This is a genomic window from Pedobacter sp. 10L46_2 (assembly GCF_056395165.1).
On record NZ_JBFTIZ010000272.1, the window covers coordinates 1 to 14959 of the forward strand.

The following is a 14959-nucleotide window of genomic DNA, read 5'->3' on the forward strand; positions in this document are numbered from 1 at the left end:
TACTTTAGTCATGAAATCAGCTAGCAAAGGTTTACAAGCATAATCAAATAAGTAACAACCATATTCAGCAGTGTCAGAGATCACACGATTCATTTCGAATAACTTTTTACGCGCAATGGTATTGGCAATAAGTGGTGTTTCGTGTAACGACTCATAGTAAGCTGATTCTGGTTTAATACCAGCCTGAACCATTGTTTCGAAAGCCAATTCAACACCTGCTCTAACAAAAGCAACCATTAAAGTATAGTTGTCAAAATATTCTTGTTCGCCGATTTTTACATCGCCGGCAGGAGTTTTTTCAAAAGCAGTTTCTCCTGTAGCTGCACGCCATGCCAATAAGTTTTTGTCACCAGCAGCCCAGTCTTCCATCATTGTACGGCTAAATTCACCGCTCATGATATCATCCTGATGTTTTTGGAATAGCGGACGCATAATGTCTTTCAATTCTTCTGAAATTTCAAAAGCTTTAACTTTAGCTACATTGCTTAATCTGTCCATCATACCAGAAACACCGCCATGTTTTAATGCTTCAGTAATTACTTCAACACCATACTGAACAAGTTTAGAAGCATAACCAGCATCGATTCCTTTTTCAATCATTTTGTCGAATGAAAGGATTGAGCCAGTTTGTAACAAACCACAAAGGATAGTCTGCTCGCCCATTAAATCTGATTTTACTTCAGCAACAAAAGATGATTTTAAAACACCAGCTCTGTGGCCACCAGTTCCAACGCAGTAAGCTTTAGCTTGTGCTAAACCTTTTCCTTCCGGATCGTTCTCAGGGTGTACAGCGATTAGGGTAGGTACACCAAAACCTCTTACATACTCAGCTCTTACTTCACTTCCCGGGCATTTAGGTGCTACCATGATCACCGTAATATCTTTACGGATCTGCATTCCTTCTTCCACAATGTTAAAACCGTGCGAGTACAATAAAGTAGCACCTTGTTTCATTAGCGGCATAATTGCAGTTACAACTGCAGTATGTTGTTTGTCAGGAGTAAGGTTAATTACTACATCAGCTGTAGGAATTAATTCTTCGTAAGTGCCAACAGTAAAGTTGTTTTCTGTAGCATTTTTCCATGAATCTCTTTTGCCTTCAATAGCTTCTTTTCTTAAAGTATAGGCAACATTTAAACCACTATCTCTTAAATTTAAACCTTGGTTAAGGCCTTGTGCTCCACAACCTACAATTACCAGTTTTTTTCCTTTTAGTGCATTTACGCCATCAAGAAATTCTGAACTGTCCATGAAATCGCAAACACCTAATTGGTTTAATTTTTCTCTAAGAGGTAATGTGTTAAAATAATTTGACATCGTTTTATCGGTTTTTTGTTATAAGGTTCTTATTTACTTTTTATTTAATGCTTTCTTAATCGATGATGCACAGCCATAGTGGTAAGCATCATGTATCGGAAAAAACTGTACTGCTTCAATTGTGCTTTTTAGTTCTATTCCATAGCTTGTAGTACGCACTATGTAACTTACAAAAACATTGTTGTTCAGATCTTCTGCCAGCTTATCAATAGTGCTAAGCGCCAGGTCTTTTAAAATGTTTATTTCTTCGGCTTCAATGAACTTTTCCGGCTTTGTTCCTTTTTGATAATCCAGAATATACTGAGCCTCTATAACAGGGGCAACATTGGCCAGTTTATAACAAAGTATCTGCTGACTGCTTATAATATGGCCAAAGTTCCAAATTATATTGTTGTTAAAGCCTGCGGGCACCTCATTTACCTCTTCAATCGTTGATGTTTCTATCAACTCAATAAAGTTTTTCCTGGTTTGTATAATCGTTTTAAAAAGAGTGTTTTCCATTTTATTAGTTCTGTAATGCCTATTCGCCTGCTACGAATTACATGCTAAATACATTCTTCTCTTTATCAAGGAATTCATTTTCAATCACATCCTCGCCTGGTTCTCTGCGCTCAAATTCTCTAAGCTTGCGGTTAAAACCTTCACTGTCTTTAATAATGGCAACCCTTGCACTTCTTACAAACTCAATTAGTCCGTGAGGTTGTAGCACCTCAATCAGTTTATCAGTTTCTTCTCTGTGTCCGGTGGTTTCAAAAACAGTATAGTCTTTACGGATCACTACTGCTCTTGCGCCATATTCGCGAAGCAAACGCTCTACCGATACTTTTTCTGCAATCGTATCTGTAGGTACTTTATACAAAGCCATTTCCTGCCAGATGATGTCTTCGTTAGTATTGTAATATACTTTCAATACCTCTACCTGCTTTTCTATCTGACGGGCCAGTTTACGAACCACCTCTTCTGTTTCATGGATCAGAATATTGAAACGGTGAATGTGTTCAATTTCTGAAGGAGAGGTGTTTAAACTTTCAATGTTAATTTTTCTTCTGGAGAAGATGATGGCTATACGGTTAAGTATGCCGATTCTATTTTCGGTATATGCAGTAATCGTAAATTCCTGTTTTCCGGTTATTTCTATATCGTTGGAATTGCTCATGATCTTTAATTATTTAAGTCTGATTTCGCTTACACTACTTCCTTGTGGAACCATAGGGAACACATTATGTTCTTTGGCAACCATTACTTCTAAAAGGTAAGAACCTTTGTGGTCTAACATTTCTTGTAATGCTGCAACAAGGTCTTCACGCTCTGAAACTTTTTTGCCTGCGATGTAGTAAGAATCAGCAAGTTTTACAAAATCAGGACTGGTGATGTCTACAAAAGAATAACGTTTTTCGTGGAATAACTGCTGCCACTGACGAACCATTCCCAAGAATCTGTTGTTCAAAATCATGATTTTAACGTCGATGCCACTTTGCATAATGGTTCCTAATTCCTGGCAAGTCATCTGGAAACCACCATCACCAATAATGGCAACTACTGTACGCTCCGGAGCACCGAATTTAGCACCAATTGCAGCCGGTAAACCAAAGCCCATAGTACCTAAGCCACCGCTGGTAATATTGCTTCTTGTTTGGTTAAACTTGGCATAGCGGCAAGCAACCATTTGATGTTGGCCAACATCGGTAACAATAACAGCATCACCTTTGGTTAGCTCATTTAATTTATTGATAACCTCGCCCATGGTAAGCTCTCCGCTTTCCGGGTTTAGTTCTTTTTGTATTACGGTTTCTTGCTCAGTTTTATCAAAAGCCCTGAATTCCTCTACCCATTCAGTATGCGATTTCTGATCAACCAAAGCAGTTAAGAATGGTAAAGTTTCTTTACAATCGCCCCAAACAGGAACGTCTGCTTTTACGTTTTTATCAATTTCGGCCGGGTCAATATCCAAATGAATAACCTTTGCCTGTTTTGCATACTTATCTAAGCGGCCTGTAACACGGTCGTCGAAACGCATTCCTATTGCAATTAAAACATCGCAAGCGTTAGTTTGTACGTTAGGGCCATAGTTACCATGCATACCAAGCATACCAACATTTAACGGATGATCTGTAGGGATGGCACCGGCACCTAGTATTGTCCATGCTGCCGGAATACCGCTTTTCTCTACAAAAGCTTTAAATTCTTGTTCTGCATTACCTAATAAAACACCTTGTCCGAATAGGATGAAAGGTTTTTTTGCTCCGTTAATTAACGCTGCAGCCTCCTCAATATATTCTTTTCTGATCAAAGGTTTAGGGCGGTAGCTACGGATGTGTTCGCAAGGAGTATATCCTTCGTATTCGAACATTTGTAACTGCGCATTTTTGGTAATATCAATTAAAACCGGACCTGGTCTTCCACTGCGTGCGATATAAAAAGCTTTTGCAAGAACACTAGGAATTTCATTGGCATCAGTTACCTGATAGTTCCATTTTGTAACCGGAGTGGTGATGTTAATTACATCAGTTTCCTGGAAAGCATCTGTTCCTAAAAGGTGTGCAAAAACCTGGCCTGTGATGCAAACCATAGGAGTACTGTCTATCTGAGCATCAGCCAAACCTGTTACCAGGTTTGTTGCGCCAGGACCGCTGGTTGCAAAAACAACACCGACTTTGCCTGAAGTACGTGCATAACCTTGACCAGCGTGTGTGCCGCCTTGCTCATGACGTACTAAAATATGTTGTAATTTTTCTTTGTAATCGTATAGCGCATCATAAATTGGCATGATGGCGCCGCCCGGGTAACCAAAAATGGTATCGGTACCCTCAGCTATTAATCCTTCCAATAAAGCCACAGAGCCTGAAACAGTTGTTGTTTTTTTAGGTTCTGTTAAGGTTGTTGTTTCCTCGTGTGCTGTATCCATTGTTGTATGTTTAGGGGCAGCCTTCGCTGGCATTGCTTACTTGTTTAAGGTATTTATAGAGCACTCCTTTTGTGACGGGTGGTGGCAACTGTTTCCAAACCGCTCGGCGGGTAGCCAGCTGCTCTTCAGTTAAATGAACATCAATTGAATTGTTTACTGCATCAATAGTGATGATGTCATCATCATGAACTAATGCGATGTTTCCGCCATCCCATGCTTCAGGAGTGATGTGGCCTACTACAAAACCATGAGTACCACCCGAAAAACGACCATCTGTAATTAAAGCCACAGTTTTACCTAATCCTGCACCTATAATAACCGAAGTTGGCTTTAGCATTTCAGGCATACCCGGAGCTCCTTTAGGACCAACCTGTCTGATTACTACAACGTCTCCGCTCTTTACTTTTCCACTTTGAATTCCTGCAATCAGCTTCTGCTCTCCGTCAAACACGCGGGCAGGGCCTACAAATTTTTCGCCTTCTTTACCACTGATCTTAGCTACAGCACCTTTAGTTGCAAGGTTCCCGTAAAGCATTTGTAAGTGACCGGTTTCTTTAATCGGTTCTGTTACAGGGAATATAATTTTTTGATTATCGAAGTCAAGATCTACAGCATCTGCTACGTTTTCTGCCAATGTTTTACCAGTAACAGTGATACAGTCGCCATGAACTAAACCAACTTTTATCAGGTACTTTAAAACCGCAGGGACACCGCCAATTTCATGCAGATCTTCCATCAGGTAAGTTCCGCTTGGTTTTAGATCACCAAGTACCGGAGTGCTGTCGCTGATTTTTTGGAAATCACTAAGTTGTAAATTTAAGCCTACCGATTTAGCCATTGCAATTAAGTGCAATACTGCATTGGTAGAACCACCTAAAACCATAACAGTAACGATAGCATTGTGGAATGACCTTTCTGTCATGATATCTGAAGGAAGGATATTTCTTTCCAATAGAATTCTGATTGCTTTACCGGCTTCTAAGCACTCATTTCTTTTTTCTTCGCTTAATGCAGGATATGAGGAGCTGTAAGGCAAACTCATACCTAAGGCTTCAATAGCAGAAGCCATAGTGTTAGCTGTATACATACCTCCGCAAGCACCTGCACCAGGACAAGCATTTCTGATTACACCCTGAAAATCCTCTTCTTCTAAGTTACCTGCAAGTTTTTGACCCAATGCCTCAAAAGCAGACACAATGTTTAATGCTTTACCCTTGTAGTTCCCAGAGTGGATACTTCCACCGTAAACCATGATAGAAGGGCGATTTAAACGGCCCATTGCCATGATAGATCCCGGCATATTTTTGTCGCAGCCAGGTATAGTGATCAATCCATCGTAGTATTGCCCACCACAAATGGTTTCAATTGAATCGGCAATAACATCTCTTGAAACTAAGGAATAACGCATTCCATCTGTTCCGTTAGACATACCATCACTAACACCAATAGTGCTGAATGTTAAACCGACCATGTCATTTTTCCATACACCATCTTTAACGATTTTGGCTAAATCATTTAAATGCATGTTGCAGGTGTTTCCATCATATCCCATGCTGGCAATACCAACCTGAGCTTTATCCATATCTGCTTTAGTTAAACCAATTCCGTACAACATTGCTTGTGCAGCCGGTTGTGTTGGGTCTTGTGTAAAAGTTTTACTGTAGCGATTGATTTCTGGTGTTTGTGACATATTATGTGGTTAGGTCTTTTTTGTTATTTACTTATTATATTATGTAGTAGTTATATGATTACTTCGTAGTTCTGTTTTTCTAATACCAGGGATTTATAGGTACGCTGTATGGTTGCACCAACGCTATCGGTCCATTTTAATGGGAAAGTATATTCGTCTACCGATCCTATTCCTGCAATTTCAGTAGCTGTACCACAGAAAAATGCGCTATCCGCATGTTTCAGGTCTTTTACTGATAAGTGTTTCTCAATAATTTCTATATCTAAAATATGGCATAGTTCAATTACTGTAGCACGGGTAATACCTGGTAAAATGTTTCCAAGAGGAGGGGTGTATAACCTGCCATTTTTTTCGATAAAGATATTTGCACCCGGGGCTTCAGCAACGTTGCCATACATATCAAGCAACAAGGCCTCATCAAATCCTTTACGTTTGGCCTCTGTAGTGGCTAGTATGGAGTTAACATAGTTGCCGCTAACCTTAGCCTCAATAGGAGTTGATTTAGGATTTGGACGTTCAAAACTTGATACGCAAACTTTAAGCAGTTTATGTCCAAGATAAGCTTCCCAATCCCACACGCAGATCATGATTGAAGCTTCTTTTGCAGCAACCAATGACATAGCAGGTGGACAGTATATTAAAGGACGGATATAAGCATCCTTTAAATTGTTGATTTCTAATAACCTGTAGGTTTGTTTAATTAATTTATTTATGTCCCATGTAAATGGAATATGAACTAATTCTGCAGAGCGTTTTAATCTTTCGAAATGTTCTCTTGCCTTAAAAATACGGGTGCCATTGTGAGTGGAGTAGGCCCTTATTCCTTCAAAAACTGCATAGCCGTAGTGTAACGACTGACCATACAAATCGGCGTTTGAGTCGGCCGCTTTTTCGAACCGCCCGTTTAAGTAAAGTATGGTATTTGAATTGAAATATTGCATTTTTTGTCAGGTATGTTTTTGTATTTTAGATGTTTCATTAAAAAAGCGCCACTTGTGGTGGCGCTCTAGTATATTTTAAGTATTCAATATTCCTTTATAGCGCCTTATCCTTCTGAATAATCAGTAGGAGAATTAGGTTGACAATTACAGTAAATAAGACGTTGACTGAAAGATTCATATCGTTGTTTAATTTCTTGTTGTTTTATAGAATCCAATTTACCTCTTGGCGGTTAAACTATCAATAGGTGAATGAAAATAAATGAAAAAAAATATAATTCTTTATTTTACATATATTTAAGAATATAATTCTTAAATATATGTAAAATTCATATCTTAACATGGTGGTCGCTATACCAAATATGAAATCGGTATTCGGTATAGGTGTTATGCTAGCATTATAAATTTGCGCAAATTCTTCTTAAAATGTGGAAAACCTTAAAAAAGTTGGTTGAAATTTTGATTTTTTTAGAGGGGATTTTTCAAGTTTTCGTCATCTCGACGAGAGTATTAATAAAAAACTATAAATAAAAAAAAAGCCCTTTGAAATTTCAAAGGGCTTTTAGAATATTGTATGATTAAATATTAAGCAACCCCTTCGGCTAACACAATAATTTTGTTTTTTAAAACTTCAACTACACCGCCTTTAATAGTAAAGGTTTGATCGCCAGTTTTGCATTTAATAATTACAGGTCCATCTTCTAAAGTTGAAATAATAGGTGCATGGTCATGTAGTATCTGAAAAGATCCCATGGTACCAGGAACAGTAACTGCAGTTACGTCACCTTCAAAAACTTTCTTATCTGGGGTTAATATTTCTAATGTCATATATATATTATGTACGCTTTAAAAATTAAGCGTTTGCTTCAGCTAATAGTTTTTTACCTTTTTCAATAGCCTCTTCAATGCTTCCAACTAAGTTAAATGCAGCTTCAGGATATTCATCAACTTCACCATCCATGATCATGTTAAATCCTTTGATGGTATCTTTAATGTCAACCAATACGCCTTTCAAGCCTGTAAATTGCTCAGCAACGTGGAATGGCTGAGACAAGAAACGCTGAACACGACGTGCACGTGATACAACTAATTTATCTTCTTCAGATAACTCGTCCATACCAAGGATTGCAATGATATCTTGTAATTCTTTGTAGCGTTGTAATGTTTCTTTAACACGTTGAGCTGTGTTGTAGTGCTCATCACCTAAAACAGCCGGAGATAAGATACGTGAGGTAGAATCCAATGGATCCACCGCAGGGTAGATACCTAGCTCAGCAATTTTACGAGATAATACTGTTGTAGCATCTAAGTGGGCGAAAGTTGTAGCCGGAGCCGGGTCAGTTAAATCATCCGCAGGTACATAAACAGCCTGTACAGAAGTAATTGAACCGCGTTTAGTTGAAGTAATACGCTCTTGCATTAAACCCATCTCAGTAGCAAGGGTTGGTTGGTAACCTACAGCAGAAGGCATACGGCCTAATAGTGCAGATACCTCAGAACCAGCCTGAGTGAAACGGAAGATGTTGTCAACGAAGAAAAGGATATCTTTTCCAGCGCCTTCGCCATCACCATCACGGAAATATTCAGCAACTGTTAATCCTGATAATGCTACACGAGCACGTGCACCAGGAGGCTCGTTCATTTGACCGAATACCAATGTTGCTTTTGATTCTTTTAATTTTTCAGTATCAACTTTACTCAAATCCCATCCGCCTTTTTCCATTGAATGAAGGAAGTCTTCACCATAGTTGATTACACCAGACTCGATAAACTCACGTAAAAGGTCATTACCTTCACGAGTACGCTCACCTACACCAGCGAATACAGATAAACCAGCATATGCTTTCGCAATGTTGTTTACCAATTCCATGATCAATACCGTTTTACCTACCCCAGCACCACCGAACAAACCGATTTTACCACCTTTTGCATAAGGCTCTAATAAATCGATTACTTTAATACCTGTAAAAAGTACTTCAGTTTCAGTTGATAACTCATCAAATCTAGGAGGAGCATTGTGGATTGGTCTGCCACCGGTTTTGCTAACAGTATTAATACCATCGATAGCTTCACCAACAACATTGAATAAGCGACCTTTAATTTGATCACCAACTGGCATTTGAATAGGAGCACCAGTATCTAATGCTTTCATTCCACGAACCAAACCATCGGTCGAGTCCATTGCAATTGCACGTACGCGGTCTTCACCGAGATGTTGTTGAACTTCTAAAACGACTTTCTGTCCGTTTTCTTTTTCAATCTCTAATGCAGAGAAAATTTGAGGTAAATGAGCATCGTCAGCAAAACTCACGTCAACTACCGGTCCTATAATCTGCGCTATTTTTCCAATGTTAGGCATATATTGTTTTGGGTAAAATTATAAATATCAATTTGTTAAAGGCTGTTTTATGGGCCTACAATTCGGTTTGCAAAGTTAAAATTTTTATACAAGAAATACATATATAAATAAAAAGTTTTTCCACAGTTTTTTAATCAATAATTTAGCCGGTATTATTGAGGCTTTAATTATGCCTTTTAAAGCATTAAATAGTGATTTTTGCTGCATTGGCAGCTGTTGAAAATTGTAAATAAACATTAATGAAAACCATACTAGTTACAGGAAGTAATGGCCTTTTGGGTCAGAAAATAACAGAGCGGTTATCTGCTACGAAGCAATTTAAGTTAATTGCAACATCAAAAGGGGCTGATCGTTTTCCTGTTAAAGATGGATATATGTATGCCGAAATGGACATTCTGGATCCGCAGAACGTGAAGGAAGTTGTCGGGCATTATAAGCCTGATGCCATCATTCATACTGCTGCCATGACCAACGTGGATACTTGCGAAGATCAAAAGGAATTGGCTTATCAGTTGAATGTGGAATCGGTAAAAACACTGATCTCAGTTTGCGAAGAACATGATATCCAGTTGGTGCATTTGTCGACCGATTTTATTTTTGATGGGGCAAAAGGCCCTTACGATGAAGAGGCTGACCCAAATCCTTTAAGTTATTATGGACAAACGAAGGTCGAGGCAGAGATTTGCGTACTATATTAGTATATGGTATAGTAAGTGATATGAGCCGCAGTAATATCGTACTATGGGCAAAGGGAGCTTTAGAAAAAGGTTCACCAATAAACGTGGTTAATGATCAATGGCGCATGCCTACACTTGCAGAGGATTTGGCTGATTGCTGCCTGCTTGCAGTTGAGAAGGATGCACAGGGGATATACAATGCTTCGGGGAAGGATATGATGAGTATTTCTGAACTGGTAGCAAGAGTAGCTGATTATTGGAAGCTTGATAAAAGCATGATCAATGAGATCAGTGCAGAAACACTTAATCAAACAGCAAAAAGACCTGTAAGAACAGGTTTTGTTTTAGACAAGACTATTCGAGACCTGGGTTATAATCCACACAGTTTTGAAGAAGGGCTGATAATTCTGGATCAGCAATTAAAGAAGTAGGTGCAGAGGGGTCAGTGTTTTCTCATCTTTAGTATTTGATTTGAAAGAAGAGGATCACAGATTTATATTTGAACAATAAACTTAATTATACTATGGCATTACAAGTTGGCGATAAAGCGCCGGATTTTAAATTATTTAGTTCTGAGTTGAAAGAGGTGTCTCTTTCAGATTATCAAGGGAAAAAAGTAGTTGTTCATTTTTTTCCTATGGCATTTACAGGTGTTTGTACTGCTCAATTATGTACAATGAGAGATAGCTTTGGCTATTATGAAGGAATGAATGCTGCTGTTGTTGGCATTTCTGTTGATTCTCCTTTTACCCTGGCTAAATTCAAAGAAGATCAAGCTTACCAATTTCCGTTACTTTCTGATTTTAATAAAGAAATATCTCAGGCTTACGGTGCATTTTACGAAGATTTTGTCTTCAATTTAAAGGGCGTTTCTAAAAGAGCAGCGTTTGTTTTGAACGAAGAAGGAAAAATTATCCATTCAGAAGTTTTAGAAGATGCTGGTAATATGCCTGATTTTGATGCGATTAAGAAAGCAGTAGAAGCATAATACAGTTCTGCAAGAGTAATGCTCTGAATAATTTTATAAAAAATATTGCTATTTTGAATTTCAAGCATTACTTTTGCAGTCCGTTAACGAAACGGAGTTATAACAAAAAAACGCATTTGTAGCTCAATTGGATAGAGCATCTCACTACGGATGAGAAGGTTTGGGGTTCGAATCCCTACAAGTGCACAAACAAAGTTTCCCATATGGGAAGGATTCTTGAAAATCTTTATAAGGCCTTTAGATGATCTCTAGAGGCTTTTTTGCTTCATGGCCATTCGCCTGACACCTGATACAAGCTCAGTTTGACGCGACTACGGTATTACATAAAAAGGGTCAATCCTAAAACTTGTGGAGCAGAGGTTAAGAATATAGCTTTGCATTTTATATTTAGTCATCAGCTACTGCATCCTTGCTCAGATTATTTCTACCAGATTTTTAACTAGAGAATTTTGGTTCTACTAATAATGACCTTATTCTAACTCTTTTTTTAGAAAAGCTTAAGCGCATTCCTAAAATGCAATTTTTTGTTGTTCTCACTATTCCGTTACTTCGTGAGGCGAGTTGATTAATAGTCATTTGTAATTAATTAAAATATAGGTAAAAAAAATAGGTTAAGCTATAGTTTTACTTTTATTTAGTTTTGTAAAGTTATATGCTTACATTTATTGGTAGATTGTCAAGTTAAAACTTTACTTATATGGGAAAACAGTCATTAATGATTCAACAGCTTAATAATAAATTACTAAGCTTTGTTACCTTAAAGCAGGTTGCTGTTCCACCGACTGGTTGGATTAAAGCCATTCGTACTACTCTAGGTATGTCAATGCAACAATTGGGGAATAAATTGTCGATTACCAAACAAGGTATTTTGGACATTGAAAAAAGAGAAAAGGATGGTTCGATCACGCTAAAATCCTTAAGAGAGGTGGGAAGGGTATTAGATATGGAATTGGTTTATGGCTTTATACCAAAGGATGGTTCGTTAGATACTTTAATAGAAAAAAAGGCAATGGAGCTAGCTTCGAAAATCGTTTTACGTACATCAAACACCATGAAATTAGAAGACCAGGAGAATTCCAAGGAAAGAATTGAAAAAGCAATAAAGGAGAGAACCGAAGATATAAAAAATAACATGCCTAAAATTTTATGGGATTAGATATAGTTTATATTGATGGACAAACCCCATTGGACGAAGAGGAAAAAGAAGGTTTGCTAATCCCTGCCATTGCAACCAGGGAAGAGCTGGATGAGTTTGAACAGCAGAATATCGAAGAAGCGATACAATGGACTTTGAGCAGAAATTTTAAACGAAATAGCCTCCTTACAGAAGCTTTTGTCAAGGACGTGCATAAACGAATGTATAGGAATGTTTGGGCATGGGCAGGGGATTTCCGCAAAACAAATAAGAACATTGGCGTTGACAGATGGCAAGTCGCTGTTGAATTAAAGTCGCTGTTAGACGATGCCAGATTTTGGATTGATAATGATGTTTTTTCTCCTGATGAAATAGCAGTTCGGTTTAAACACCGTATAGTTAGTATTCACTGTTTTTCAAATGGAAATGGACGACATAGCCGGCTGATGGCTGATATTATTATCGAAAAAATGTTTAATGGGAATATATTTACATGGGGAGCAGGGAGTCTTTCTAAAGAAAGCGAAAATCGAAATATCTACCTCAATTCATTAAAGGCCGCAGACAATGGGAACTACGCATTACTTTTGTCATTTGCCAGATCGTAATCCATAATATTACGATTTTTAATTATTCAAGAAATTGGTGTGTTCGAAGTATATCTAAGGGCACTGAAAGCCTTAGAGAAATCTAAGGCTTTTTTTGCGTTTAAGTATTTTTTGACCCTTATTGGTCTATATGCTAACCCCAAATTTTACTTATACAGTTTTCTGGATGCTGCGGAATTCAATTTTCTTATGATAAAACAGAATAAGGAGTTCTATGCTTGCACAAGGTAATCTGATTCCATTTGGGAAATTGCCGCTAGTACAGATTCCCAAATGGGCAGAGCTGTTTCTTCGCTTCAGAGTTATGAATAATTTCAGAAAGTTAACCTTTTAGGAACTGTGGGTATGTTATTCAATAACCCCATTATGATAATATGTTTAAATTCCCTAAAAAAGGCAATATTTGGGGATTGTATTCCCTTAATATTGCTATATTTGGGGAATAGAATTTGTGTCATGATTAAAAGAGCCTTGCAAAAGACCTTAGAAAGTAAGGTTGATTTTAAAAAAGCTATTGTGATATTAGGGCCGAGGCAGGTGGGGAAAACTACGCTGATTACTAAGATAGCAGCTTCATTAAATGAGAATTATCTTTATATCAATGGAGATGATCCAGCTACACGAACAGCGTGGAACAATCCTACACAGGCTTTTATCAATAATTACATCGGCAGTTACAAAGTAGTTGTATTTGATGAGGCGCAGCGTCTTGAAAATATTGGCCTTAGTGCTAAGATGATTATTGATGCGAAAAAAGATATACAACTTTTTATATCCGGATCCTCGGCATTGGAAATAGCCAGTAAAATCAATGAGCCGCTCACCGGTCGTAAATGGGAATATCGGTTATATCCGTTATCCTGGAGAGAATTAAAAGACCAATATTCCTTTGCTAAAGTTCATTCAAGGCTGGAAGAATTTTTAATAACAGGAATGTACCCTGATGTGATTAACAATCCTGATAGTGCAATTGAGACCTTAAATAACCTAGCTGGGAGCTACTTGTATAAAGATATTTTAGAGTCAGGTGGCATCCGCAGGCCAGAAGCATTATTAAAACTTTTACAGGCACTGGCATGGCAGGTGGGTAATGAAGTTTCGTATAATGAACTTGCAAGGATTGTGGGTATAGACAAGGCCACAGTTAACAATTACATTGATTTGCTGGAAAAGTCGTTTGTTATCTTTCGTTTAAATCCACTTGCAAGAAATTTGCGCAATGAGATCAGTACTTCCCGCAAAATCTATTTTTACGACAATGGGATCAGGAACAGCATCATTAACAATTTTGCACCTATTGCACAGCGTAATGACATTGGTGCTTTGTGGGAAAACTTTATTATTAGTGAACGCAAAAAGAATCTGGCTTACACCGGCTTTTATGGCAATACCTACTTTTGGCGTACAGTGGATAAAGCCGAGATTGATTACCTAGAGGAGCAGGACAATAAACTAAGTGCTTTTGAACTTAAATGGAATTCTAAAGTGAAAGTAAAATTTCCTACTTCGTTTATGGAAAAATACAGCCCTGAAACGTCATCTGCAATTAACAGGGATAATTACTGGGAGTTTTTATAGGTCATGACTTTTACACTAGGTAAATGTACAAGGCGACTTTTATGTTGAAAAGGACTCTTGTATTTTATGTGGTGCATCTGAAGTAGAGGCAATGGGCTTAATGGCACATTCTGGAGGAGGTTGTTATTCTATAATTATGTTTGTACTTGGGCGGAAAGAAATACAATAATTCGGTCACAGCTTAAGTTGCAAAATGTTAGTCTCACATCAATAAAAAAATCTCACTATTCCCTCATTAATTTATAATAAAATAGCGTTGAAAGCATTTAGGTTTTAGAAATAAAAACCCCTGCTTTAATCTATACTAATTTAGCTTGGGTGGAGCAATCATCCGTTTAATTTTCATGGTTTGGGGAACGCGGAAAAAATCAAATGGGACATTGACCCGCTTGATTTCCTTTGCTTCCATGCCTTCAAATAATGTGTTGGCCGCATTTTTTTTATATAAACCTAAAAAACCGTTGGGTACCTGATCAATGAATGTAAAAAGGTACCAGGGAGTTTTGGGTATATTCTCCGATACATAAACCTCATATGCGGCATCCACAAGTTTTTTTTGAGGATGAAAAACAAGCTTATTACATGTCATTCCCAAGAGTTCAAAATTTCCTTCAGCTTTCAACGCCTTATAGTCATTAGCCCATAAAATGATCGGAAATTCATCATTTGAAAGTTCATAAAGGTCTGGCATTTGCTGTGCGGCGGAAAGCCCTTCTCTGGCCAGGTTGTCATAAATACTATAGCGGTGAGGGGCGCTGAAGTCG

The 14959-nt window shown here is 37.9% G+C and carries 13 protein-coding genes, 1 tRNA gene and 1 pseudogene; 6 read left to right on the plus strand and 9 right to left on the minus strand.

Going from position 1 to position 14959, the window contains the following annotated elements:
* The 8 genes from ilvC to atpD all read right to left on the minus strand — a co-directional run.
* Nucleotides 1–1317: ketol-acid reductoisomerase (ilvC, locus tag AC1DDX_RS21975; protein ID WP_477622601.1), on the minus strand; the 1317-nt coding region annotated here is incomplete at its 3' end.
* 33 nt (nt 1318–1350) lie between these two features.
* Nucleotides 1351–1818: a DinB family protein gene (locus AC1DDX_RS21980; protein WP_288879653.1), complete on the minus strand. Its 468-nt coding sequence runs from the start codon at nt 1816–1818 to the stop codon at nt 1351–1353.
* 37 nt (nt 1819–1855) lie between these two features.
* Nucleotides 1856–2473 carry an acetolactate synthase small subunit gene (gene ilvN, locus AC1DDX_RS21985; RefSeq protein ID WP_172660946.1) on the minus strand — a complete coding sequence of 206 codons (618 nt, stop codon included), beginning with the start codon at nt 2471–2473 and terminating at the stop codon, nt 1856–1858.
* Nucleotides 2474–2482: 9 nt separating this feature from the next.
* Nucleotides 2483–4222: a biosynthetic-type acetolactate synthase large subunit gene (gene ilvB, locus AC1DDX_RS21990; protein WP_288879655.1), complete on the minus strand. Its 1740-nt coding sequence runs from the start codon at nt 4220–4222 to the stop codon at nt 2483–2485.
* A gap of 10 nt (nt 4223–4232) precedes the next feature.
* On the minus strand, nt 4233–5912 hold the full coding sequence (gene ilvD, locus AC1DDX_RS21995; RefSeq protein WP_477622602.1) for a dihydroxy-acid dehydratase: 1680 nt from the start codon (nt 5910–5912) through the stop codon (nt 4233–4235).
* A 50-nt stretch (nt 5913–5962) separates the two neighbouring features.
* Nucleotides 5963–6853, minus strand: a complete 891-nt coding sequence (locus AC1DDX_RS22000; RefSeq protein WP_172660943.1) for a branched-chain amino acid transaminase — start codon at nt 6851–6853, stop codon at nt 5963–5965.
* A 582-nt stretch (nt 6854–7435) separates the two neighbouring features.
* On the minus strand, nt 7436–7678 hold the full coding sequence (atpC, locus tag AC1DDX_RS22005) for an ATP synthase F1 subunit epsilon (protein ID WP_048903945.1): 243 nt from the start codon (nt 7676–7678) through the stop codon (nt 7436–7438).
* A 25-nt stretch (nt 7679–7703) separates the two neighbouring features.
* Nucleotides 7704–9209, minus strand: a complete 1506-nt coding sequence (atpD, locus tag AC1DDX_RS22010) for a F0F1 ATP synthase subunit beta (RefSeq protein WP_048903946.1) — start codon at nt 9207–9209, stop codon at nt 7704–7706.
* Between the two features lie 239 nt (nt 9210–9448).
* Here atpD and AC1DDX_RS22015 point away from each other — a divergent pair.
* From AC1DDX_RS22015 to AC1DDX_RS22040, 6 genes and pseudogenes are all read left to right on the plus strand, one after another.
* A pseudogene (locus tag AC1DDX_RS22015) lies at nt 9449–10317 on the plus strand (SDR family oxidoreductase).
* Between the two features lie 92 nt (nt 10318–10409).
* Entirely contained in the window at nt 10410–10874 is a 465-nt protein-coding gene (locus AC1DDX_RS22020) for a redoxin domain-containing protein (protein ID WP_172660941.1), read from the plus strand.
* A gap of 112 nt (nt 10875–10986) precedes the next feature.
* Nucleotides 10987–11060: transfer RNA gene (locus AC1DDX_RS22025), tRNA-Arg, on the plus strand.
* A 511-nt stretch (nt 11061–11571) separates the two neighbouring features.
* Nucleotides 11572–12030 carry a mobile mystery protein A gene (locus tag AC1DDX_RS22030; protein WP_288879667.1) on the plus strand — a complete coding sequence of 153 codons (459 nt, stop codon included), beginning with the start codon at nt 11572–11574 and terminating at the stop codon, nt 12028–12030.
* A complete protein-coding gene (locus AC1DDX_RS22035; protein ID WP_337715838.1) occupies nt 12021–12617 on the plus strand; it encodes a mobile mystery protein B in 597 nt (198 codons plus the stop codon). The genes AC1DDX_RS22030 and AC1DDX_RS22035 overlap by 10 nt, the downstream gene beginning before the upstream one ends.
* 456 nt (nt 12618–13073) lie before the next feature.
* Complete coding sequence (locus AC1DDX_RS22040) at nt 13074–14195, plus strand: ATP-binding protein (RefSeq protein WP_337715836.1); 1122 nt, start codon at nt 13074–13076, stop codon at nt 14193–14195.
* 304 nt (nt 14196–14499) lie between these two features.
* Here the strand turns inward: AC1DDX_RS22040 and AC1DDX_RS22045 are convergent.
* On the minus strand, nt 14500–14959 hold a 460-nt coding region (locus AC1DDX_RS22045), incomplete at its 5' end, for a hypothetical protein (protein ID WP_477622603.1).

Excerpts from the sequence above, each read along its gene's own strand:
- ilvB (WP_288879655.1), bottom strand. The coding sequence starts at position 4,222 with ATGGATACAGCACACGAGGAAACAACAACCTTAACAGAACCTAAAAAA.
- AC1DDX_RS22035 (WP_337715838.1), top strand. The coding sequence starts at position 12,021 with ATGGGATTAGATATAGTTTATATTGATGGACAAACCCCATTGGACGAA.
- atpD (WP_048903946.1), bottom strand. The coding sequence starts at position 9,209 with ATGCCTAACATTGGAAAAATAGCGCAGATTATAGGACCGGTAGTTGAC.
- ilvD (WP_477622602.1), bottom strand. The coding sequence starts at position 5,912 with ATGTCACAAACACCAGAAATCAATCGCTACAGTAAAACTTTTACACAA.
- AC1DDX_RS22020 (WP_172660941.1), top strand. The coding sequence starts at position 10,410 with ATGGCATTACAAGTTGGCGATAAAGCGCCGGATTTTAAATTATTTAGT.
- AC1DDX_RS22040 (WP_337715836.1), top strand. The coding sequence starts at position 13,074 with ATGATTAAAAGAGCCTTGCAAAAGACCTTAGAAAGTAAGGTTGATTTT.
- ilvN (WP_172660946.1), bottom strand. The coding sequence starts at position 2,473 with ATGAGCAATTCCAACGATATAGAAATAACCGGAAAACAGGAATTTACG.
- AC1DDX_RS22000 (WP_172660943.1), bottom strand. The coding sequence starts at position 6,853 with ATGCAATATTTCAATTCAAATACCATACTTTACTTAAACGGGCGGTTC.
- atpC (WP_048903945.1), bottom strand. The coding sequence starts at position 7,678 with ATGACATTAGAAATATTAACCCCAGATAAGAAAGTTTTTGAAGGTGAC.
- AC1DDX_RS21980 (WP_288879653.1), bottom strand. The coding sequence starts at position 1,818 with ATGGAAAACACTCTTTTTAAAACGATTATACAAACCAGGAAAAACTTT.
- AC1DDX_RS22030 (WP_288879667.1), top strand. The coding sequence starts at position 11,572 with ATGGGAAAACAGTCATTAATGATTCAACAGCTTAATAATAAATTACTA.